Here is a 21,339-nt window from a genome sequence, read left to right as displayed (position 1 = left end):
GAGGGTGCGCGCGACAGCCATCAGGATTTCAGGTAGCCGATCACGTCCACCATGACATTTGCCGAGGTGGGAGCGTTGTTGACGACGGTCATCCGGCCGCCTGTGCCAAGCGTCACCCGGGTGGTCGCGTTGCCCGGCTGGTTGGGGCCGTGGGATGCGAGCACCGCGGTGCCCGCCGGGGTCAGCTTGAGACTTCCCGCGCTGGTCGCACCGTTGACGGACAGGTTGACCAGTACGGTCCTGGCCGATGCGGGCACTCCCGCCCGCCCCGCCACCGCGAAACTGATCGCACTGCGCGCTTTCATGCCGCGAGCGTTCAGTACGCGGGTGGGCGGCACCGGGAAGTAGGCGTTCGTGCGATACCAGCCGACCAGGTTGGCGGCGAGATGGGCGGAACCGTTCGACGCATTGCGCAAGGTGATCTGTCCGGTGCTGGTCAAGGGCACGACGATCCGCTGGGTCGCGGACTGTCCGGCGTTGTGCACGTTGGTGACCACGGCGGGCGGCCTCGTCCCCGCCGGGTAGGCCAGGACACCGCCGGGCGCTTGCCCACGTGCCACGGCGACGTCCAGCGCCACGGCGGAGGCGTTCGTGCCCCGGATGCTGAGGGTGACCTCCCGGTGGGGACCCACCCGGGTGGGCATGAGAAGGCGCGTCGAGGCGACCGGACTGTACGCGGGGACGGCAGTGGTGTGGAACAGCCGAACGGCGCTGGTCGCGTCGGCGGCGGACGCGAACGTGACGATCGTGCGGCCGCCGGACTGCGGCCCGCCGCTGCTGTGCCCTCGGGCCTGCTGCGTGCCCACCTGGTCCACGACGAGCTCACCGGCGTCTTTGCCGCTCACGGTCCAGCGCTGGACGTAGACCCGGCTCGCGCCGCAGTCGGCGTTGTGCCCGATCGCCGTGGCGCCGTTGCTCGTGGCGAACGCCCGGCGTGCGGTCGGCGTGCACTCGTGCGCGGCCCCGAGGGCCAGGCCGTCGACACCGAAGGCAGCATCGCGCGCGCCGGTCGGCAAGATCTTGACGATCGCCATTCTGTTCGCCGAGCGGCCGGTGATGAACGAGGCGCTCATCGAGGACGGCTCGAAGCCGGCGGGCAGCGTGTGCAATGCGAGTTCGGGCGTGCCCGCGGCCGTGTAACGAACGACGTTGGTGCTCGTCGCGGTGAGCAGGTTGTTGCCGGTGGCCGCGATCGTACGAATGTCGTCCGTCGTCTCGAGCAGCCCGTCGGTGTCCCACGAAGGATCGAGCGAGCCGTCCGGCTTGAGCGCGGCCAGCAAGTGGGTCGAAGGGTTCGTGTCCTGGTCGACGGCGTGCACGATGAGCGTGCCGTTCTGGCGGACGGTGACCGCTTGAACGACTTCGATCGTCCGGTTCGCGAGCGCAGTAGTCGTCGCGCCTCCCACGCGATGCACGCGAACGCCCGGTTGAGCGGCCGCGACAACCATGGTCGTGCTGTCCGCGCCGGTGGCCAGCAGCCCGGCGAACGGCAGGACGGACTCACGCTCCTTGGCGCCGTCCGGTGTGAGCGTGGTCAACCGTGTGATCCCATTGGCGTCCGTTGTCAGCAGATGAGTTCGGCCTGAGGAGTCCACTGCGGCGTCGACGGGCTTGCCCGCGACGGTGGCGACGCCGTCGGCCCCGAATCCGGCGTCGACGTTGGGTGTCGGCGCTGCCTGTGCCGGTCCGGCCGGTGCGATCGGGGTGAGCGCAACGACACTGATGGCCGCCAGGGCGGTCAGGAACCCCCGGCGCCGCTCCTGTCGAAGACCGCGGGGGGCCGGCTCGATGCCGGCCGCCACTCGCTGACGTGCGTCTCTGGCAAAAAGGGCATTCGGCATGCGCGCCAGGATGGGACATTTTCGCCCGCGACTCAACTTCCGGCTCGCCCTTGTCCCTCGCTTCAGCCATCCGTGCACGCTTCGGCCGTCCGAGGAGCGTCGGCCGCCGTTGAGCACTTGCGTGTGCGTCGCACACCGGGGATGAAGCAGCTACCAGGGGAAGGCGTCCAGGAGGGCGGTGACTCGGGGATCGTCGGTGGCCTCGGGCCGGTGGACAACGTGGTAGGTGACCGACGGCAGGTCCGTGACGGGCTTGGCGGTCAGGCCGCGGGGGACCGGGACGCAGCCGTTCACGATGGCCAGGCCGACGCCGAGAGTGACGAAGTGCGTGATCAGGGGCCAGCCCTCGGCCTCGACCGCCACCGTCCAGTCGGCGCCCGCCGATCGGAGGCCTTGTTCGAGCAGGATCCGCTGAGGACGGGGGGACGGCGGCACCACCAAGCTCTCGCCGGCCAGGTCCCGCATGGTGACCGAGCGGCGCCGGGCCAGGCGGTGGCCGGTGGGGACCAGCAGCACCTGCGGGAATGTAGCCAGCGGGGCCGCGGTGAGGTCGTCGGGCAGGACGTCCAGGACGCTCACGCCCACATGCGCGTGGCCGCTCCGGACGGCGGCGAGCATCTGGCGGTGATCGCAGTTGATCAGGCGCAGCCGGGTGCGCTCGCCGGCCGACATGGTGCGGATGGTGTCGCCGAGCAGGTAGAGGTAGGCGCCCTGGCCTGCGGCGAGAACGACCGGCCGGGTTCGTGCCGCCCCGCTGAACTCGCTCAGGAAGTGCGCGAGCCGCTCATCGTGTGCGCGTGCGAACCGGGCCACCGTTTCGCCGTCGGCGGTGAGCACCAACCGGCGGCCGTCCCGTCGATAGAGCGGACGGCCCAGCGATTCCGCGAGCTTGCGGACCTTCACGTGCAGAGCGGGCTGAGAGATGTGCAGTTGTTCGGCGGCGCGGGTGAAGTTGAGGTGCTCGGCGAAGACCGCGAACGAGGTGAGCGCATCGACCGACACATCCATAATCCGAAACTATAGTGTTCGCGCATTGACTAGTTCCGCATGAGTGATGCGCGGATCACGCTGATCGTATGAACGAGCGAATGACATCCCGGGAACGACACAACGCGCAGGAATCGGCGAGTGAGCGACATCGGCGGCTGGGTGTCGACATCGGCCGCGTCATCATCGAGGGTGCGAGCCCGGGCGGCGGAGACACCCAGTTCTTCAGCGGGAACACCGAGCGCATGCTGGCCACTCCTGCGGTGCCGGGAGCGTTCGAGGTCTTGGCCCGGCTCGTGCCCCAGTTCGACGAGGTGTGGCTGGTGTCGAAGTGCGGCGATCGTGTGCAACGCAGTACCCGGTCGTGGCTGGACCATCACGACTTCGCCGCGCGGACCGGCATCCACCGTGACAACGTGCGGTTCTGTTCACGGCGACCGGACAAGGCCGTGCACTGCGCAGAGCTCGGCATCACGCACTTCGTCGACGACAAGCTCGACGTGCATCAGGCGCTGCGCGGAGTCGTCCGCCACCGCTACCTCTTCGGCCCGCAGCGGACGCCGGCCCCGGCCTGGGTCGAACACACCCGGACGTGGCCGGAGGTCGAGGCGGCCATCGACCGGTCTCTTCGAGCCGCGGTCAGTCGTGGGGGTGGATGAGCACCTTCAGCCCGGTCCGGTCCGCCGCGGTGGTGAGGGCGGCGTTGACATCCTTGAGGGGGAAGACGTCGGTGGCCAGCGGCTTCAGATCGACCAGCCCCTGCGCGGTGAGGGCGATCGCGCGGGGGTAGACCTCGCCCATCCGGCGGGCCAGAACCAGGCTGAGGCCCTTGCGGCGGGCCACCGCAGCACTGAACGACGTGCGATCGCCGTCGGGGATGCCGACCAGGATCACCCGGGCGCCCGGCTTGGCCAGCCGCAACGCCGTGTCGACGGCCTCCTCGGAGCCGGACACCTCGAAAACCACATCGGCCGTCGCTTCGGACGGGTCGGCGCGCTCTGCTCCGAACCGCTCGGCGGCGGCCATTCGATGCGGCAACGGCTCGGCCGCCACGACGCGGGTGGCGCCGTGCCGCCGGGCCAGCTGGATGAGCAGCAGGCCGATCGGGCCGCACCCGACGACGGCGACCGTTGACGCCATGCGCAGATGAGAAAGGTCGAGCGCGTGCAGAGCAACGCCCAGCGGTTCGAGCAAAGCCCCCTCGTCGTCCGAGACCGTGTCGGGCAGCCGGTGCAGGCGGTGGGCCGGCCACGCCATGAACTGCCGCAGGCCGCCGTCGCAGGCGCCGTGCCCGGCGAAGACGATGTTCAGGCACAGGTTGACGTCGCCCTCGCGGCACGGCTCGCAACGCTCGCACGGAATGGCGGGATCGATCGCCACGCGTACGCCGTCGTCCGGTCCGCCGCGAATGATGCCCGCCATCTCGTGCCCGAGCACGAGCGGCCGCGCCACCGCCGCGTCGCCGATCGCACCCTCGGTGAACCAGTGCAGGTCGGAACCGCACACCCCGACCGCCGTGACCTCGACGAGCCGTTCGTCAGCTCCGTCCGGCACCGGGCGGTCCTCGTCGTGAAGGCGGACGTCTCCGGCGGCGTGCAGACGTGAAACGAGCATGATGCGACGCTAACACCGGTCGGGTCCGAGCACCGGCCGGCGCTGTCGCAGCGCGCGCGGGGTTCGATCACCGGCCGATGCGGGCCAGCGCCGCTTCGGCCTGTGCGGCGAGGTCGCCGACCAGGTCGGCGGCGGACGGCACGTCGGTGATGAGGTCTACACCCTCGCCCGCCCAGACCGGCATCGCCGGAATGACGCCTCGTGCAACGTCGTCCCGGTAGGCCCGTGCGGCTCGCGGATCGCCTTCGAGTTCGGACTCGCGGTCGCGCCAGCGATCCAGATACGGATGGCCGAGAGTGCGGGCACTCCACTGCGGCGGCCAGGCCGACTCGCGGGCGATATCGAGCACTCGGTTGCGTTCGGTCTGTTCGGTGCGGCCCTCCAGCAGGGCCCGGGTGGTGGACGGTTCGACCAGGGCCTCGACGGTGGCCTGGAAGCGGGTGCCGATCAGGGCGCCGTCGGCACCCAGCGCGAGGGCCGCCGCCACTCCGCGGCCGTCGGCGATGCCGCCCGCGGCCAGCACCGGGATCGGTGCCACCAGGTCGGCCACCACGGGCACGAACGGAAGGGTGGAGCGGCCTCGGCGCGCACCGTGACCACCGGCCTCGGTGCCCTGAGCGACGATGACGTCGGCACCCAGATCGGCGGCCCGCCGTGCCTCGTCGAGGTCGGTCACCTGCACGATGATGCGCGCTTGCACCGAGCGAACAAGGTCCACGTACGGGCTGGGGTCGCCGAACGAGAACATGAACGTCGTGGCGCCCAGTTCCAGCGCGTGGTGAACCGCCCCGGCATCGATCGCCCACGTCAAGAAGCCGACCGCGAACGGCCGCCCACTGCTGGCCGCGATCGGCAACTCACGGGCCAGCCACTCGCGATCGCGGTACGCGGCGCCCAGGATGCCGAGCCCGCCGCCACGCGAGACGGCCGCGGTCAGCGCCCCACCCGCCGAGCCGCCCATCGGGGCCAGCGCGATCGGGTGGCGTACCCGGAAAAGCTCGGTGAAACGCGTGGACAGCGTCATATGTGCATCATCGCGCACCCCGGCACGCGGCAGGACTCGCGCCCGTGGGTGGGCAACGCCGCACGAGGGCCGGCGACCGGGTTGGGACAAGGCCCGATATCGGAAAGGCCACGGTCAGCCTTTGAGGCCGGAGAACGTCATGGTGGCGATGAACCGTTTCTGGGCGAACAGGAAGGCGACGATCAGGGGCGCCGTGGCGAGGACGTTGCCGGCCATCAGCTGCGACCATTCCGTGCGTCGCATGCCCTGGAAGTTGGCCAGGCCGACCTGCAGGGTGAAGCGGTTGTCGTCGGAGATGGCGACCAGGGGCCAGAGCAGGTCGTTCCAGCTGGACAGCAGAGTGAACACGGCCAGCGTGGCCAATGCGGGCCGGGCCAGGGGCAGCACGATGCTCCGGAACGTGCGCCACGTGCCACAGCCGTCGATCCGCGCGGCCTCCTCCAGTTCGACCGGCAGGGCCAGGAAGAACTGGCGCATCAGGAAGATGCCGAACGCCGAGGCCAGCCACGGGACGAACGCGGCGGCCAGCGTGTCGACGATGCCGATCCGGGCGAACATCAGGTACGTCGGGATCATCAGCAGCTGGATCGGGATCATCACGGTGGCGATGATGACCAGGAAGGCGACGCCCCGGCCGGCGAACTTGAGCCGGGCGAAGCCGTAGCCGGCCATCGAGCAGAGCACCAGATGCGCGAGCACGGAGACGGCCGAGACGAGCACCGTGTTGGCGAACCAGCGCAGCGCCGGTGTCTCGGTGAGCAGAGCGCGGTAGCCCTCGATGTGCAGCGAGGTGGGCAGCAACTTGGGCGGGAACTGGTTGATCTCGGCGCTGCTCATGAAGGAGGTGAGCACCATCTGTACGAGCGGGAGCACGAACAACAAAGCCAGCGGCATGAGCAGCAGATGCCACGCACTGAACGGCAACCGGCGTTTGAAGGACTGCATCAGAACACCTCCGAACCGCGGCGACGGCTGTACCAGATGATGCCGAGGGTCAGCAGCAGGGTGACCGCGAACAGCAGATATGCGGCGGCGGCGCCGTAGCCCAGCCGCTGCGTCTGGAAGGCCAGCTCATAGATGTAGTAGACGACGGTCTGCGTGCTGTTGAGCGGCCCGCCGCGCGTGGTGGTGTAGATGAGGTCGAACAACTGCACGGCGGTGATCGTTTGCCAGACCGCGGCGAAGACGGTCACCGGCCGCAGCTCGGGCATCGTGACGTGGCGGAACACGCGCCAGCGGCTGGCCCCGTCCATGCGTGCGGCTTCGACCAGTTCCTTCGGGATGTCCTGCAGGGCAGCCAGATAGATCACGGTGGTGAAGCCGACCTCGCCCCACAACGCGATCACACAGATCACGTACAGGGCCTGGGTCGGGCTCTCGAGGAACTGTTGTTGCGGAATGCCCAAGTGGCGCAGCACGTCGTTGGCCGCACCGAACTGCGGGTTGAACACGAAGCCGGCCAGGATGCCGGTGGCCGCGGCGGACGCCACATAGGGAACGAAGATGCACGTCCGATAGAAACCGATCAGCCGGATGCGCTGGTTGAGGGCGATCGCGATGACGATGCCGAGCATGATGGACGACGGAACGAACAGGACGGTGAGCAGCAACGTGTGGCGCGCGGCGGCGAGCATGTCCGGGTCGCTCGCCAGCCGCTCGTAGTTGCTCCACCCGACCGGCACGCCGGGGGAGATGCCGTTCCAGCGGGCCCGCGAGATGAAGAACGCCCAGATCGCCGGGAACAGCGACAGGCCGACGACCAGGGCGGTGGCCGGGCCGGCGAAGGCCCAGCCGGTGAGGTTGCGGCGGACGGCCCGGCCGCGCGGCCGGGCCTGCCGGACGGTCGCGTGCGAGGACGCCGCGAACGTGATCGCCATCAGTTCACCACGGCGTCGGCCGACTTCTTGGCCGCCGCGTCCAGCGCGTCCTTCGCCGTCGCGCGACCCTGCAGGACCGACGCGATCGCGTCGCCCACATTGCGCGAGAGCACCTCGTAGCCGGGCACGGTCGGCCGGGCCTGCTTGGCGTTCGTGAGGTTGTCGAAGAACTTCTGCCCGCCCGGGTACTCCTTGACGTACGCGGCGAACTCGGGGGTGCTCTGCTCGGTGGAGCGCAGCGGCAGGTTGCCGACCTTCAGGTTCCACTTGGCGTCGGTCTGTGCGCTGGTCAGCCACTTCACGAAGTCGCGGGCAGCGCCGGCCCGGTTCGCGTCGTCATGGTCGAACAACACCCACAGGTCGGGCCCGGAGACGGTCTGGTGATCGCCGTTCACGCCCGGCAGGTTGCTGACCCCGTACGAGAGCTTGGCCTCTTTGATCTCGAGGAGCGCCCACGGCCCGGTCAGGATCATGGCGACCCGTCCGCTGTTGAACAACGGGTGGTACTTCTCGTCCGTCTGATCGAGGTACATGGACTTGTCGTCGACCGCCATCTGCCGCAGCGTCTCGAGCGCGGTCACCCCGGCGTCGGAGTTGAACGCGGGTTTCGTGCCGTCGAGGATCTTGCCGCCGTTCTGCCAGAGCAGCGGCCACAGGTGCCAGGTCGTGTCCTCGCTGCCTGAGACCGAATACGCGGTGCCGTACGTCTTGGTCGCCGGATCGGTCAGTTTCCTGGCCGCCTCGCGGAACTGCTCCCACGTCCAGTCGTCGGTGGGATAGTCGACGCCGGCCCGGTCGAAGATCGACTTGTTGTAGATGAGCGCGAGGTTGTCCACGAGTGCCGGAATGCCGATCACTTTGCCGTCGGCGGTGGCCACCGTACGCGCAGCTTCGGGCATCTCCGTCCATCCGAACGACGGATCCTGCACGTATGAGGTCAGATCCTGGGTCTTTCCGCTCGCGCCCAGGTCGCCGGCCCAGTTGCCGTACGCGTACGAGATGTCGGGATAGCTGCCCCCGGCGAAGCCCGCGGAGAGCTTGGTGAGCAGGTCGTCGGTGGTCGGCGCGCCGGGCGACGTCTTGATGGTGACGTTGGGATGGGCGGCGTGGTACTCGGCCGCGAGACCCTCGGCGACCTTCTCGGCCTCCTCGGTCTGCCCGGTCCACCAGGTCAGCTCGACGGTGGCGTTGGGGTCGTAGCCGGCGGCGGAGTCCTCGCCGTCATCGGTCGTGCCGCCCATGCAGGCGGAGAGGAGCAGGATTGCGCCGACGCCGCCGGCGAGCAGTCGAAATCGGGTGGTCATCTCGTGGCACCTCCGCTTGCGGGATTGTCGCGGTTCAGCTGAGGACGACGGATCTGGTGAGCAGTCGCGGGTTGTCCGGGTCGAGGCCGCGGTGGGCGGCCAGGGCCAGCGCGAAACGCTGGACGAGCAGGAGCTGAGCCAGAGGATCAAGAGCGTTCCGGTACGCGGTGGCGCCCGCGCCGCGTGCGACGTCGTCCAGTTCCGGCGGCACGTCGCCCAGCGACCAGACGAGGCTGCGCGGACCGGCCACCGCGACCGGGCCGTGCCGGAAATCCATGGCGGGGTAGGACTCGGAGTGGGCCTGAGCAGCCTCGCGCACCTTGAGCGCCGCCTCGTGAGCGAGCCCGACCGTCCAGCCGGTGCCCAGGAACACGAGGTGATCGATGTCGGCCGGGTGGGCCGGAAGGGGAAGGGTGAGCGCCCCGAGCCCGTCCGCGACGAGCGCATCCGGACGAAACTGCGCGGCTTTCTGCTGGGTGCCGCGGAAAGCGGCTCGGGCGAGGGTGAGCACTGTGGTCGGGAAGCGGGTCTGCACGACACTGCGCTCGTCGGCGAAGTCGAGCAGGATCCGCGTGTCGGTCAGGTCGTCGACGGGTTCGTTCTCGACCGCGGTGATCGCGACGCGGCGCGCGCCCGCCGGGACCTGCCGCAGCGCCGCGAGCACCTCGGTGGATGTTCCGGAGCGGGTCACCGCGACCACGCGGTCGTAGCGGCGGCGCGGCTGGTACTCGGAGGCGCAGACCGCGTCCGTCTCGCCGAGCCCCGCGCTCTCGCGCAACTCGGCCATGCTCTGCGCGACGAACCAGGAGGTGCCGCACCCGAGGATCAGCATGCGTTCGCCGGGTGCGGCGAGTTCTCCGGTCGCCGCGTCGGTCAGCTCCTCGGCGGCGCGGGCCCAGACATCGGGCTGGCTGGCAATCTCGGCCGACGTGGCATTCATGTCTGCGGATTATGCTCGTTTCTGATCGCTTAACAAGATCCGAGCATGAAACGAACATTCTGGAGTGCGCGTTTACGACGATCTATGCCGACGGCGACGCCAGAGTCCGGCGCAGCGGCGGGGGCAGCAGGTCGCCGTGGGCGGTGGTCAGGTCGTCGCACACCTGCCAGATCTGGTCCACGGTCAGGGTGGCCGCCGTGTTGGGGTCGACCATGGCGGCCTGGCGGACCATGCGCGGGTCGCCGGTCAGTGCGGCCTGAACGGTCAGCTGACCCACGCTGACGAAGGAGCGATTGAGCGCCGCGCACTGCACGGGGAGATCGCCCACGTGTTCGGGACGCACGCCCAGACGATCCACGACGCACGGGACCTCGACCGCGTAGTCGCTGGGCAGATTGGTGATCAGGCCCCGGTTCGGGACGTTGGCATGTACACGCCGCTGGGTGCCCGTGACGATGCTGTGGATAACTTGCGGCGCGTACTCCGTGGCCTCGCGCGTCAGGTCCAGCGGCTCACCGGCCAGCAGCGACCGCCGCGTCGAGTGGTACTCAGCCACGTTGTCCGCGCTGATCTGCAGATAGTCGCCGACGGGGATCCGCAGCCGCTCGATCTCCTCGTCGTGATGCAGATACCAGGGGACGTACTCGGAGGAGTGCTCGCTCGTCTCTGTCGGGAAGTAGCCAAGCCTCGCGTACATGTCCATCCGGACGCGTCGGCGGAGCTGTGGATAAGTCTCCAGCAGTTCGTCGAGACGCGGATACAGTGACGCCCCCCGGTGCTCGAAGCGCAGCAACCACGCCTGGTGGTTGACGCCCGCGCCGGTGTAGTCCACTTCGTCCAGCGGCACCCCGAGGAGCTCTGCCAGATCATGAACGGTCCAAAAAACCGAGTGACAAAGTCCGGCCACCCGAAGTCCCGGCGCGATCGCCGCCAGGTACGCGACGTTCATGGCCATCGGGTTGGTGTAGTTCAGCAACCACGCCTGTGGGCACTGCTCAAGCATGTCGGCCGCAATGCCGTCAAGTACTGGAAACGTGCGCAGCGCGCGAAAGATACCGCCTACGCCAAGCGTGTCCGCGATCGTCTGTCGAAGCCCGTACTTCGCCGGGATCTCGAAGTCCTTGACCGTCGCCGGGTACATCCCGACCTGGATCGCGTTGATCACGAAGTCGGCGCCGCCGAGGGCGGCCCGGCGGTCGAGGTGAGTGGTGATCTCGGGGGAGACGCCGAGTTGCTCGGCCGTACGGCGGGCGATCAGTTCGGCGGTGCCGAGTCGCTCGGGGTCGATGTCGTGCAGGGCCAGGGTGACGTCGTGGAGCTCGGGGAAGGACAGGATGTCGGCCAGCAGCTCGCGGGTGAAGACGACGCTGCCGGCCCCCAGAAACGTGATCACGGTCATGAGCGGATTGTTCGGCGGCGATCACATACGCACAAGACCGGCTGGCCAATCGACAATAAACGAACTATTTTGATTGCGCGTTTGATCAATCCGCCCTACCGGGGGAAGCGAATGTCTCTCCGCCGCGCCGACCGCATGTCGGCCATCGTCGATCACCTCGCCGCCGGTGACTCGGTCGACGTCGGGGAGCTTGCCGGCAAGTTCCAGGTGTCGCCCGCGACCATCCGGCGCGATCTGCAGGTGCTGGAGGACCAGCGGCTGCTGGCGCGCACCCACGGCGGGGCGGTCGCCATCGACGTCGCGTACGAGCTGCCGGTGCGCTATCGGGGCGGTCAGCACCGGGAGGAGAAGGCGATCATCGCCCGGGCGGTCGCGGCGATGCTCCCGCACGGCCCGCTGTCGCTCGGCCTGACCGGCGGGACGACCACGCACCTGCTGGCCCGCCTGCTCGCCGACCGGGTCGATCTCACCGTGGTGACCAACGCGCTCAACATCGCCCACGAGCTCGCCCTGCGCCCGCGGTTGAAGCTGATCATGACGGGCGGGGTCTCCCGTACCCAGTCCTACGAACTGGTCGGCCCGATCGCCGACCAGGCGCTGCACGGGCTCAATTTCGACATCGCGGTGGTCGGCGTCGACGGCCTCAACGCCCGGGGCGGCCTCACGACCCACGACGAGATCGAGGCGAACACCAACGCCACGATGATCAAGCGGGCCCGTACGGTGATCGTGGTGGCGGACGGCTCCAAGATCGGCAAGACCTGCCTGGCCGGCATCTGCCCGATCAACGGCATCGCGCGCCTGGTGACCGACGCGAGCGCCGACCCGGTGGAGCTCGAGGCCATCCGGCGCACAGGCGTCGAGGTGGTCGTCGTCAACGAGAAGACCGACGAGACGTGATCATCGTCAACTGAGCGTCCCCGGGCGTTGTGCCCGGGGACGGCGCGGTGGCAGCCTCGGGGCGTGCGGATTCCCTTTCCGGTCCAGATCGGGCTGTCGGCGGTCGCCGGGGTCGTCTCGTTCGTGATCGCGCGGGCGGTGGGGGAATTCGCAGTCGGCCACATCCACGCGATCCCGTTCGCGCTCGTGGTGCTGGCCGTCGTGCTGCTCGTCGCGCGCGCGGCGGGCATCCTGTTCGCGCTGCCCGTGGGCACTGCCGCCATCCTCGCGTACGACTGGTTCTTCCTGCCGCCCTTCCGTGACCTCAACGAGGCGGCGTTCACGCTCCTGGGCACGTTCCTCGGCATGGCCGTGATCGTCGGCGCGGTGACCACGGAGACCAGCCGGCGGGCGGTCGAGGCGGAACGGGCGCGCGGTGACATGGCCGAGGTGCAGGCCTCGCTGCGCCGTCTGGCCCTGCTCATCGCACAGGGGGAAGCGCCGCAGCGGGTGTTCGAGGCGGCCACGAGGGAGGTCCGGCGTCATCTGGGCAGCGACACGGCGGCGCTCATCCGGTACGAGCTGGACGGCTCGGCCACCGAGCTGGCCTGTGACGGCTCGAACACGGCCGCCGTCCCGCCGGGCCTGATCGCCCGCGTCCGCGAGACCGCGCACGCATCCCGGCTCGACGCCACCGCGGTCGGGGTTCCGATCGTCGTCAACGGGCGGTTGTGGGGAATGTTCGCGGTCGGGTCGGCCGTCGGCGGGCTGCCCGGCGACACCGAGACGCGCACGAGCGACTACACCGAGCTGGTGGCGACTGCTGTCGCCGACGCGCAAAGTCGTGCGGAACTGATCAGTTCCCGCGCACGGATCGTGGCGGCCGCGGACGAGGCCCGCCGCCGCATCGAGCGTGACCTGCACGACGGCGCGCAGCAACGCCTGGTCGCGCTCGCCCTGCGGCTGCGCACGGCCGCGCACGACGGCGAGAAGAGCGAGGAAGTGGCCGAGATCGGCGGTGACCTCATGACGGTCATCGAAGAGCTGCGCGAATTGTCCCGGGGCATCCACCCGGCTGTGCTGTCCGACAACGGGCTGCGGCCGGCTCTGCGGGCGCTGGCCCGCCGGTCGCCGCTGCCCGTCGAGGTGGACGTGGAGCTGGAGCACAGGCTGCCCCAACCCGTCGAGGTCGGCGCCTATTACGTCGTCTCCGAGGTGCTGACCAATGCGGTCAAGCACGCCGGGGCCGAAGTGGTCGACGTCTGGGCGCGCGTGCAGAACGGCAGTCTGCGGATCCGGGTGCACGACGACGGCGCGGGCGGGGCGAACTTCTCGGGCGGCACCGGGCTGCTCGGGCTCAAGGACCGGATCGAGGCCCTCGGCGGGTCCTTCGACGTGAGCAGCCCGGCCGGCGCCGGGACGACCGTGACGTGCCGGATTCCCCTGTAACGAGGGGAACGAGCTACAGCCAGACGGTGGCCAGCCAGGCGGTGACGGCGGCGAGCACGAGGAGCGCGATGTTGAGGCCGATCACCCGGGTCTCGCCGCGCGAGACGTGCACGACGATGCCGCCGACCTGCACGAGGACCAGGCCGATCGCGGCGGCCAGGGCCAGCGCGGGGGCGACGCCGGTCAGCGGGGGCAGGATCAGACCGAGCGCGCCCAGCACCTCGAGCACCCCGATGACGCGTACGAGGGGCATGGGGGTCTTGTCGATCCACCCCATCATCGGCAGCAACTGCTCGCGGCTGCGCAGCGCCTTGATGCCGCCCGAGTAGACGTAGAAGAGCGCCAGCAGCCCGCCGACGACCCAGTACGCGATTTCCATGGTGAGCCCCTATGGTTACTGATGGTAAGTAGCCACATCATGAGGTACTTTCGCGAGGCTTACAAAAGGCACAAGGGTGTGCCTGAGGCACAGGGAGGTGCCGTGTCGGAGTACGGGCACACGTGCATGATCCGCGGCGACGGCGGCAAGACGTTGCGCGCGATTCTCGACCAGATCTGCAACAAATGGACGCTTCTGGTCGTGGCTACGCTCGACCGCAGCCGGGTTCGCTTCACCGACCTGCAGCATCAGATCCCGGGCATCTCGCAACGAATGCTCACTCTGACCCTGCGCAACCTCGAGCGGGACGGGCTCATCTCGCGGACGGTCCACGCCGAGGTGCCGCCGCGGGTGGAATATGAGCTCACGCCGATGGGCCGGAGCCTGATCCCGCCCGCGCTCGCGCTGGCCGGCTGGGCGATCGAGAACGTGCCCGCGATCGAGGCCAGCCGGATCGCGTACGCGGAACGCTCCTGACCGACCGTGCGAGCGAAACGCGCACCCGGCAAACGCGAACGTGCACATGGGTTGCAGGGCGGGTACGGGCAGGTTCGCGCATGGCGTGGTGGGGATGGGCAGCTTGGCGCAAGGGGCGGTGAGCGAGACGAGCGTAGTGCGCGGTAGAGGTGGGCAGCTTCGCGCAATGGGATGACCATGGTGTGCGGTCAGGCGGCGAGGGGCTGCTGGGTGTGCGGCTTGCGGCGGCGCGTGTCGGTGGCGCGGCGGGCGTGAGCGCGGGTGCGCGTACGGGTGTGGTTGGTGCGCACGGGCATCTCGGTGACCGTCACCGTGGGCACCGGCTCCGGCTTCACGACCGCACCGAGCACGATCGCGCCGTTGCACAACATGCTCCAGCCCAGGTCCTCGTGGTGGACAAGCAACGCTGCGGTGTCCCAGCCCGGCTGGTCGATCGGCGGGCATTCGGGAGTGTGCGTACACATGCTCACAGCCTCGTGAAACTGCTCGCTTCGCACATCGAGGCCACCACCACCCTTCGCTACCGGCTAGCCGGTAGCCGCATAATTCCGCCATGACGGGGCTCAGGGTGGTTGTGGCCGAGGACGACGTTCTGCTGCGCGAGGGCATCGCCAGCCTGCTCGCGCGGGAGGGGCTGGAGGTGCTCGGGCAGGCCGGTGACGCCGCCGAACTGCTGAAGCTGGCCCGGGCGACGAAGCCGGACCTCGTCGTGGCCGACGTGCGCATGCCGCCGACCCACACCACCGAGGGCCTGCAGGCCGCCCGCGAGATCCGGGCCGAACTGCCCGGCACCGGCGTGCTCGTCCTCTCGGCGTACGCGGACGTCGATCAGGCCATGGAGCTGCTGGCCGGCGGGCGCAGCATCGGTTACCTGCTCAAGAGCCGGATCACCGACGTGCAGGAGTTCCTGAGCGCGGTGGAGCGGATCGCCGCCGGTGGCTCGGTGATCGACCCCGGTCTGGTCTCCGAGCTGGTCACGGCCCGGCGTCGCGACGACCCGCTGGCCGTGCTGAGCACCCGCGAGCGCGAGGTGCTGGCGCAGATGGCCGAGGGGCAGTCCAACTCCGGCATCGCCCGCCGACTGTGGATCACCGAGGGCACGGTGGAGAAGCACGTGCGCGCCGTACTGGCCAAGCTCAAGCTGCCCGAGACCGACGATCACCACCGCCGGGTGCTGGCCGTGCTCACTTTTCTGGAGGCCCGCTGAGGAGCAGCCGCACCGCGGCGCCCGAAAGATCCAGCTTCGAGAGGAATCCGAGGGCTGGGCTCTCCTCGACCAAATCGGCGTAGTCCTCGCCGGCGTGGGTGGAGATCATGATCACAGGGGTGGGGGAGAGGCGCCGGGCCAGCTCGAAACCACTCTCCGAGCCCAGGTTGACGTCGACCAGCGCCACGTCCGGGGTCAGGTCGCCGGCCCGGCCGAGCGCCCCCGCGATGTCGGAAGCCGTGCCCGCGACCTCCACCCCTTCGCGCTCCAGCAAGTCGCGCGCGGCGGCGAGGAAGTGGTCGTTGTCGTCGACGAGCAGGCAGCGGAGGGTCACACCGTCCAGGTTTCCAGGTATTCGCGCCGCACACATTCCTGCTAGCAGGAACCCCCGGCCGAAGGTCGTGTCCCTCACTTCGCGTCACCTGTAGTCTCCTGACGAAGCTTTTCCGAGGTGAGGTAGGGGCTCTTTCCGGTGTTCAGTCGCATTGCCATCGTCAACCGTGGTGAGGCCGCCATGCGGCTCATCCACGCCGTCCGTGAGCTGGCCGCGGAGACCGCGACCCCGATCGAGACGGTGGCGCTGTTCACCGACGTGGATCGAGGCTCGACATTCGTGCGGGAAGCCGACATCGCGTACGACCTGGGTCCCGCCGCGGCCCGGCCCTACCTCGACCTCAAGACCCTCGAGCGGGCGCTGATCGACTCCGGCGCCGACGCCGCGTGGGTCGGCTGGGGCTTCGTCGCCGAGGACCCGGCGTTCGCCGAGCTGTGCGAGCGCATCGGCATCACGTTCATCGGCCCCAGCCCCGACGCCATGCGCAAGCTCGGCGACAAGATCGGCGCGAAGCTGATCGCCGAGGAGGTCGGCGTCCCGGTGGCGCCGTGGAGCCGCGGCCCGGTCGAGACGCTCGAGGCCGCGCTGGCCGCCGCCGGCAACATCGGCTACCCGCTCATGCTCAAGGCGACCGCGGGCGGTGGCGGCCGGGGCATCCGCGTCGTGCGCGACCCCGACCAGCTGGTCGACGCCTATGAGCGCACCAGCCAGGAGGCCGCCCGCGCGTTCGGCAGCGGCATCGTCTTCCTGGAGCGCCTGGTCACCGGAGCCCGCCACGTCGAGGTCCAGGTGATCGCCGACGGCCAGGGCACGGCGTGGGCGCTGGGCGTGCGTGACTGCTCGGTGCAGCGTCGCAACCAGAAGGTCATCGAGGAGTCGGCGTCGCCGGTGCTGCCGCCCGAGCGGGCCCTCGAGCTCAAGCAGTCGGCCGAGCGCCTGGCCGTCGCGGTGGGCTACCGCGGCGCGGCGACTGTCGAGTTCCTCTACCACCCGGGCGACGACCTGCTGGCCTTCCTCGAGGTCAACACCCGCCTGCAGGTTGAGCACCCGATCACCGAGTCGACCACCGGGTTCGACCTGGTCAAGGCCCAGCTGCACGTCGCTTCGGGCAACCGGCTGACCGGCGAGCCGCCCCGCGAGCGCGGCCACGCCGTCGAGGCCCGGCTCAACGCGGAAGATCCTGACCGCGACTTCGCCCCGTCGCCCGGCCGCATCGCCCGGCTCGACCTGCCTGCCGGCCCCGGCATCCGCGTCGACACCGGCGTGAGCGAGGGCGACACGATCCCCGGCGACTTCGACTCGATGATCGCCAAGGTCATCGCGTACGGCAAGGATCGCGACGAGGCCCTGGGCCGCCTGCGCCGGGCGATGGCTGACACGACCGTCGTCATCGAGGGCGGGGCGACCAACAAGAGCTTCGTGCTCGACCTGCTCGACCAGCCCGAGGTGATCGACGGCTCGGCCGACACGGGCTGGATCGACCGCGTCCGCGAGCAGGGCCGGCTCGTCTCGCACAAGCACTCCGCCGTCGCGCTGGCCGCGGCCGCGATCGAAGCGTACGAGGAGGAGGAGCGCACCGAGCAGCAGCGGCTGTTGTCGACCGCGTTCGGCGGCCGTCCCCAGGTGCGCCACGAGAGCGGCACGCCCCTCGACCTGAAGCTGCGCGGCGCCACCTACCGCGTCCGGGTCGCCCGGATCGGCGCCCGCCGGTTCCGTGTCGGCATCGAGGCCGGTCACGAGGTGCGCACGGCCGACGTCGAACTCGAGCGTTTCGACAAGCACACCGGCCGGATCACGGTCAACGGCGAGCGCCATCGGCTGCTCACCGGCGCCCACGGCGCGATCCACCTGGTCGAGGTGGACGGCATCACCCACCGGATCAGCCGCGACGAGGGCGGCGTGCTCCGCTCCCCGATGCCGGCCCTGGTCATCGCCACCCCGCTCGAGGTCGGTGCCGAGGTCGAGTCGGGCGCGCCGGTGCTCGTGCTCGAGGCCATGAAGATGGAGGCCGTGCTGCGGGCGCCGTTCAAGGCGCGCGTGAAGGAGGTGCTGGTCACCGTCGGGGCCAAGGTTGACTCGGGGGCCGCGCTGCTGCGCCTGGAGCCGATCGGTGACGCCGAGGCCGAGCAGGACGCCGCCGCCGGTGACGTCGAGATCGACCTGCCCGCGGGCACGGCCGAAGTACCGGCCGGCCGGCGCGTCGTCCGGGGCCAGGAAGACCTGCGCAGCCTGCTGCTCGGGTTCGACGTCGACCCGCTCGACGAGCGCCGGGTGCTGGCCGACTACCTGACCGCCGCCGCGGCCGAGCCCCGCCGCCCGCTGGCCGGCGAGGTCGAGCTGATCGAGGTCTTCGCCGACCTGGCCGAGCTCAGCCGCAACCGCTCCGCGGGCGACGACGGCCCCGGCGACACCCACGTGCACAGCGCGCGCGAGTTCTTCCACACCTACCTGCAGAGCCTCGACGTCGAGCGGGCCGGGCTGCCCGAGTCGTTCCAGGCCCGGCTGTCCAAAGCGCTCGGCCACTACGGCGTCAACGACCTGGAGCGCACACCGGAGCTGGAGGCCGCGGTCTTCCGCATCTTCCTGGCCCAGCAGCGCGCGTCGGGCGACGCCGCGGTCATCGCCACCCTGCTGCGTGCCTGGCTGACGGCCTCCCCGCCGGACGACACACTGCGTGAGCCGGCCGGTCTGGCCCTCGAGCGGCTGATCGCGGCCACCCAGGTGCGGTATCCGGCCCTGGCCGACCTGGCCCGCGGCGTCGTGTTCGGCTGGTTCGGCCAGCCGCTGCTGCTGCGCAACCGGGCCCGCGTCTACACCGGCATCCGCAAGCACCTGCGCCACCTCGACGCCCAGCCGCAGTCGCCCGACCGCGGCGAGCGCATCGCCGAGATGGTCCGCAGCACCGAACCGCTGGTGCGCCTGCTCGGCCAGCGCCTCGTGCGCGACAACCTCGACAACTCGGTCATGCTGGAGGTGCTGACCCGCCGCTACTACGGCAACAAGGGCCTGACCGGCCTGCGGACGTCGGACAAGTTCGTCGTGGCCGAGCGGGCCGGCTCGTGGATCGTCTCGGCCGCCGTGCCGTTCGACGGCCTGGGCGCCGCCCTCGACGATCTGGCCGCGCTGGCCGGGGACGCGGCGATCGACGCCGACATCTACCTGTCGTGGGAGGGCCAGCCGGCCGACTCCGACGCGATGGCCGCCGCCCTGCACGAGGTCGTCAGCGCGCACCCGGTGCCCGCGCCGGTGCGCCGGCTCACCACCACGGTCGCCGGCCGCGGCGGCGCGGTGATGCACCACCACTTCACATGGCGTCCGTCGAGCACCGGCATGACCGAGGAACGGCTGATCCGCGGCCTGCACCCGTACATCGCGCAGCGCATGCAGCTGGAACGGCTGCGCAAGTTCGACCTGACCCGCCTGCCGTCCTCCGACGAGGAGGTCTACCTGTTCCGCGGGGTCGCGCGCGACAACCCGGGCGACGACCGGCTCATCGCGTTCGCCCAGGTGCGTGACCTGACCGAGCTGCGCGAGCACGACGGCCGGCTGGTGTCGCTGCCCACGGCGGAGGACACGATCGCGACCTGCCTCGACTCGATCCGCCGGGCCCAGGCGCAGCGGCCGTCCGACAAGAGGTTCAGCACCAACCGCATCGTCATCTACGTGTGGCCGGAGATCTCCATCACCCGCGAGGAGATGGGGATGATCGCCCGGCGCATTCTGCCGACGAGCGCGGGCGCGGGCCTCGAGGAAATCCTCTTCATCGGCCGTTACCGCGACCCGGCCTCGGGCACGCTGGCCAAGGTCGCCGTGCGCATCTCCAACGACGCGACCGGCGCTCCGGTGCTGACGGTCGGCGAACCCTCGGACGAGCCGGTCGAGCCGCTCGACAACTACCGCCTCAAGGTGCTGCGCGCCGCGGCCCGCAACACCGTCTACCCGTACGAGCTGACGTCGCTGCTCGGCGAGTTCCAGGAGTACGACCTCGACGAGTCGCACGCGCTGGTGCAGGTCGACCGGCCCAAGGGGCGCAACACGGCCGCCCTGGTGGCCGGGGTCGTGACCAGCCGCAGCGAGCGGCACCCGGAGGGCATCACCCGGGTCGTGCTGCTGGGCGACCCGACCAAGGCGCTGGGCGCGCTGTCCGAGCCCGAGTGCCGCCGCGTGATCGCCGCCCTCGACCTGGCCGACCGGCTACGGGTGCCGCTGGAGTGGTACGCCCTCTCGGCCGGCGCGAAGATCTCGATGGAGTCCGGCACCGAGAACATGGACTGGGTGGCGGCCGCGCTCAAGCGGATCGTCGAGTTCACCCAGGCCGGTGGTGAGATCAACATCGTGGTGGCGGGCATCAACGTGGGCGCCCAGCCGTACTGGAACGCCGAGGCCACGATGCTCATGCACACCAAGGGCATCCTGGTCATGACGCCCGACTCGGCGATGGTGCTCACGGGCAAGCAGTCGCTCGACTTCTCCGGTGGCGTGTCGGCCGAGGACAACTTCGGCATCGGCGGCTACGACCGGGTGATGGGCCCGAACGGGCAGGCGCAGTACTGGGCGCCCACCCTGGCCGCGGCGCGCGACGTGCTGATGGCGCATTACGACCACACGTACATCGTGCCCGGTGAGGCGTTCCCGCGGCGGGCCACGACGACCGACCCGGTCACCCGAGACATCTCGCCGTTCCCGCACACCGTGGCGGGCAGCGACTTCGCCACAGTGGGGGAGATCTTCTCGGCGGCGCACAATCCCGACCGCAAGAAGGCCTTCGACATCCGGACGGTGATGCGCGCGCTGTCCGACCAGGACCACCCCGTGCTGGAGCGGTGGGCCGGCATGGCCGACGCCGACACCGCCGTGGTGCAGGACGTGCACCTGGGTGGCATCCCGGTGTGTCTGCTCGGTATCGAGTCGAGGTCGGTGCCGCGGCGCGGGTTCCCGCCCACCGACGGCCCCGACACGTACACGGCGGGCACGCTGTTCCCGCGGTCGTCGAAGAAGGCGGCCCGCGCGATCAATGTGGCGTCGGGCAACCGGCCGCTGGTCGTGCTGGCCAACCTGTCGGGCTTCGACGGCTCACCCGAGTCGATGCGCAAGCTGCAGCTGGAGTACGGCGCGGAGATCGGCCGGGCGATCGTCAACTTCCGCGGCCCGATCGTCTTCACGGTGATCTCCCGCTACCACGGCGGCGCGTTCGTGGTCTTCTCCAAGATGCTCAACCCGAACATGACCGTGCTCGCCCTGGAGGGTTCGTTCGCCTCCGTGCTGGGTGGCGCCCCCGCGGCCGCGGTCGTCTTCACCGGCGACGTCAACCGGCGCACGGCCGCCGATCCGCGCGTCAAGGCGGCCGAGGAGCGTCTGGCCGCCGCTTCGGGCGCCGACCGGGGTGCGCTCGCGGCCGAGCTGGAGGAGCTGCGCAACTCCGTACGGACGGAGAAGCTGGGCGAGGTGGCCGCGGAGTTCGACCGGGTGCACAGCATCGAGCGCGCGGTCGAGGTCGGCTCGGTCGACGCCGTCATCAAGGCCGCCGAGATGCGGCCGCGCATCATCGAGGCCATCGACGCCGCGCTGCGCCGCCAGCAGCGCTGACACCCCGTAAGGCATGAACCAGCCCCGCCCCCGCGAACAGCG

The 21,339-nt window shown here is 70.1% G+C and carries 18 protein-coding genes; 6 read left to right on the top strand and 12 right to left on the bottom strand.

The window, feature by feature from the left end; all coding sequences use genetic code 11:
* Positions 1-20: 20 nt before the first annotated feature.
* On the bottom strand, positions 21-1,958 hold the full coding sequence (locus tag BKA14_RS11630; protein ID WP_184950938.1) for a hypothetical protein: 1,938 nt from the start codon (positions 1,956-1,958) through the stop codon (positions 21-23).
* 33 nt (positions 1,959-1,991) lie between these two features.
* The gene (locus BKA14_RS11625; protein ID WP_184950937.1) at positions 1,992-2,849 is read right to left on the bottom strand and encodes a LysR family transcriptional regulator; all 858 of its coding nucleotides are present in this window, start codon (positions 2,847-2,849) and stop codon (positions 1,992-1,994) included.
* Between the two features lie 68 nt (positions 2,850-2,917).
* Between BKA14_RS11625 and BKA14_RS11620 the strand changes: the two genes are divergently transcribed.
* Entirely contained in the window at positions 2,918-3,487 is a 570-nt protein-coding gene (locus BKA14_RS11620; protein WP_239093592.1) for a hypothetical protein, read from the top strand.
* Here the strand turns inward: BKA14_RS11620 and BKA14_RS11615 are convergent.
* The 7 genes from BKA14_RS11615 to BKA14_RS11585 form a co-directional block, all read right to left on the bottom strand.
* On the bottom strand, positions 3,468-4,442 hold the full coding sequence (locus BKA14_RS11615; RefSeq protein WP_184950936.1) for a zinc-dependent alcohol dehydrogenase: 975 nt from the start codon (positions 4,440-4,442) through the stop codon (positions 3,468-3,470). The two genes, BKA14_RS11620 and BKA14_RS11615, sit on opposite strands and share 20 nt — an antisense overlap.
* A gap of 67 nt (positions 4,443-4,509) precedes the next feature.
* Positions 4,510-5,466 carry an NAD(P)H-dependent flavin oxidoreductase gene (locus BKA14_RS11610; RefSeq protein ID WP_184950935.1) on the bottom strand — a complete coding sequence of 319 codons (957 nt, stop codon included), beginning with the start codon at positions 5,464-5,466 and terminating at the stop codon, positions 4,510-4,512.
* A 114-nt stretch (positions 5,467-5,580) separates the two neighbouring features.
* The gene (locus BKA14_RS11605) at positions 5,581-6,411 is read right to left on the bottom strand and encodes a carbohydrate ABC transporter permease (protein WP_184950934.1); all 831 of its coding nucleotides are present in this window, start codon (positions 6,409-6,411) and stop codon (positions 5,581-5,583) included.
* Complete coding sequence (locus BKA14_RS11600) at positions 6,411-7,343, bottom strand: carbohydrate ABC transporter permease (RefSeq protein WP_184950933.1); 933 nt, start codon at positions 7,341-7,343, stop codon at positions 6,411-6,413. The genes BKA14_RS11605 and BKA14_RS11600 overlap by 1 nt, the downstream gene beginning before the upstream one ends.
* Positions 7,343-8,647: an ABC transporter substrate-binding protein gene (locus BKA14_RS11595; RefSeq protein ID WP_184950932.1), complete on the bottom strand. Its 1,305-nt coding sequence runs from the start codon at positions 8,645-8,647 to the stop codon at positions 7,343-7,345. Before BKA14_RS11595 ends, BKA14_RS11600 begins: the two co-directional genes overlap by 1 nt.
* 34 nt (positions 8,648-8,681) lie before the next feature.
* The gene (locus tag BKA14_RS11590) at positions 8,682-9,587 is read right to left on the bottom strand and encodes an SIS domain-containing protein (protein ID WP_184950931.1); all 906 of its coding nucleotides are present in this window, start codon (positions 9,585-9,587) and stop codon (positions 8,682-8,684) included.
* Between the two features lie 82 nt (positions 9,588-9,669).
* Positions 9,670-10,986 (bottom strand): alpha-glucosidase/alpha-galactosidase, encoded by a 1,317-nt coding sequence (locus BKA14_RS11585; protein WP_184950930.1) that lies wholly within the window; start codon positions 10,984-10,986, stop codon positions 9,670-9,672.
* A 111-nt stretch (positions 10,987-11,097) separates the two neighbouring features.
* Between BKA14_RS11585 and BKA14_RS11580 the strand changes: the two genes are divergently transcribed.
* Both BKA14_RS11580 and BKA14_RS11575 read left to right on the top strand, forming a co-directional pair.
* Entirely contained in the window at positions 11,098-11,886 is a 789-nt protein-coding gene (locus BKA14_RS11580; protein ID WP_184950929.1) for a DeoR/GlpR family DNA-binding transcription regulator, read from the top strand.
* Between the two features lie 63 nt (positions 11,887-11,949).
* Positions 11,950-13,314: an ATP-binding protein gene (locus tag BKA14_RS11575; RefSeq protein ID WP_184950928.1), complete on the top strand. Its 1,365-nt coding sequence runs from the start codon at positions 11,950-11,952 to the stop codon at positions 13,312-13,314.
* A gap of 13 nt (positions 13,315-13,327) precedes the next feature.
* On the opposite strand, the gene BKA14_RS11570 is transcribed toward BKA14_RS11575, so the two are convergent.
* The gene (locus BKA14_RS11570) at positions 13,328-13,693 is read right to left on the bottom strand and encodes a DoxX family protein (protein WP_184950927.1); all 366 of its coding nucleotides are present in this window, start codon (positions 13,691-13,693) and stop codon (positions 13,328-13,330) included.
* 102 nt (positions 13,694-13,795) lie between these two features.
* On the opposite strand from BKA14_RS11570, the gene BKA14_RS11565 reads away from it, so the two are divergent.
* On the top strand, positions 13,796-14,170 hold the full coding sequence (locus tag BKA14_RS11565; RefSeq protein WP_239093594.1) for a winged helix-turn-helix transcriptional regulator: 375 nt from the start codon (positions 13,796-13,798) through the stop codon (positions 14,168-14,170).
* A gap of 188 nt (positions 14,171-14,358) precedes the next feature.
* On the opposite strand, the gene BKA14_RS11560 is transcribed toward BKA14_RS11565, so the two are convergent.
* Positions 14,359-14,634 (bottom strand): DUF5999 family protein, encoded by a 276-nt coding sequence (locus BKA14_RS11560; RefSeq protein WP_184950926.1) that lies wholly within the window; start codon positions 14,632-14,634, stop codon positions 14,359-14,361.
* A gap of 89 nt (positions 14,635-14,723) precedes the next feature.
* Between BKA14_RS11560 and BKA14_RS11555 the strand changes: the two genes are divergently transcribed.
* Positions 14,724-15,377 (top strand): response regulator transcription factor, encoded by a 654-nt coding sequence (locus BKA14_RS11555; protein WP_184950925.1) that lies wholly within the window; start codon positions 14,724-14,726, stop codon positions 15,375-15,377.
* Here the strand turns inward: BKA14_RS11555 and BKA14_RS11550 are convergent.
* Positions 15,355-15,711, bottom strand: coding sequence for a response regulator (locus tag BKA14_RS11550; protein ID WP_239093596.1), 357 nt, complete (start codon positions 15,709-15,711; stop codon positions 15,355-15,357). The two genes, BKA14_RS11555 and BKA14_RS11550, sit on opposite strands and share 23 nt — an antisense overlap.
* Positions 15,712-15,849: 138 nt before the next feature.
* Here BKA14_RS11550 and BKA14_RS11545 point away from each other — a divergent pair, with 138 nt between their 5' ends.
* Positions 15,850-21,297, top strand: a complete 5,448-nt coding sequence (locus BKA14_RS11545) for an ATP-binding protein (RefSeq protein WP_184950924.1) — start codon at positions 15,850-15,852, stop codon at positions 21,295-21,297.
* The last annotated feature ends 42 nt before the right edge of the window (positions 21,298-21,339 follow it).

Source organism: Paractinoplanes abujensis, assembly GCF_014204895.1.
Lineage (GTDB): Bacteria > Actinomycetota > Actinomycetes > Mycobacteriales > Micromonosporaceae > Actinoplanes > Actinoplanes abujensis.
This window is presented reverse-complemented; position numbering and strand designations above follow the sequence as displayed.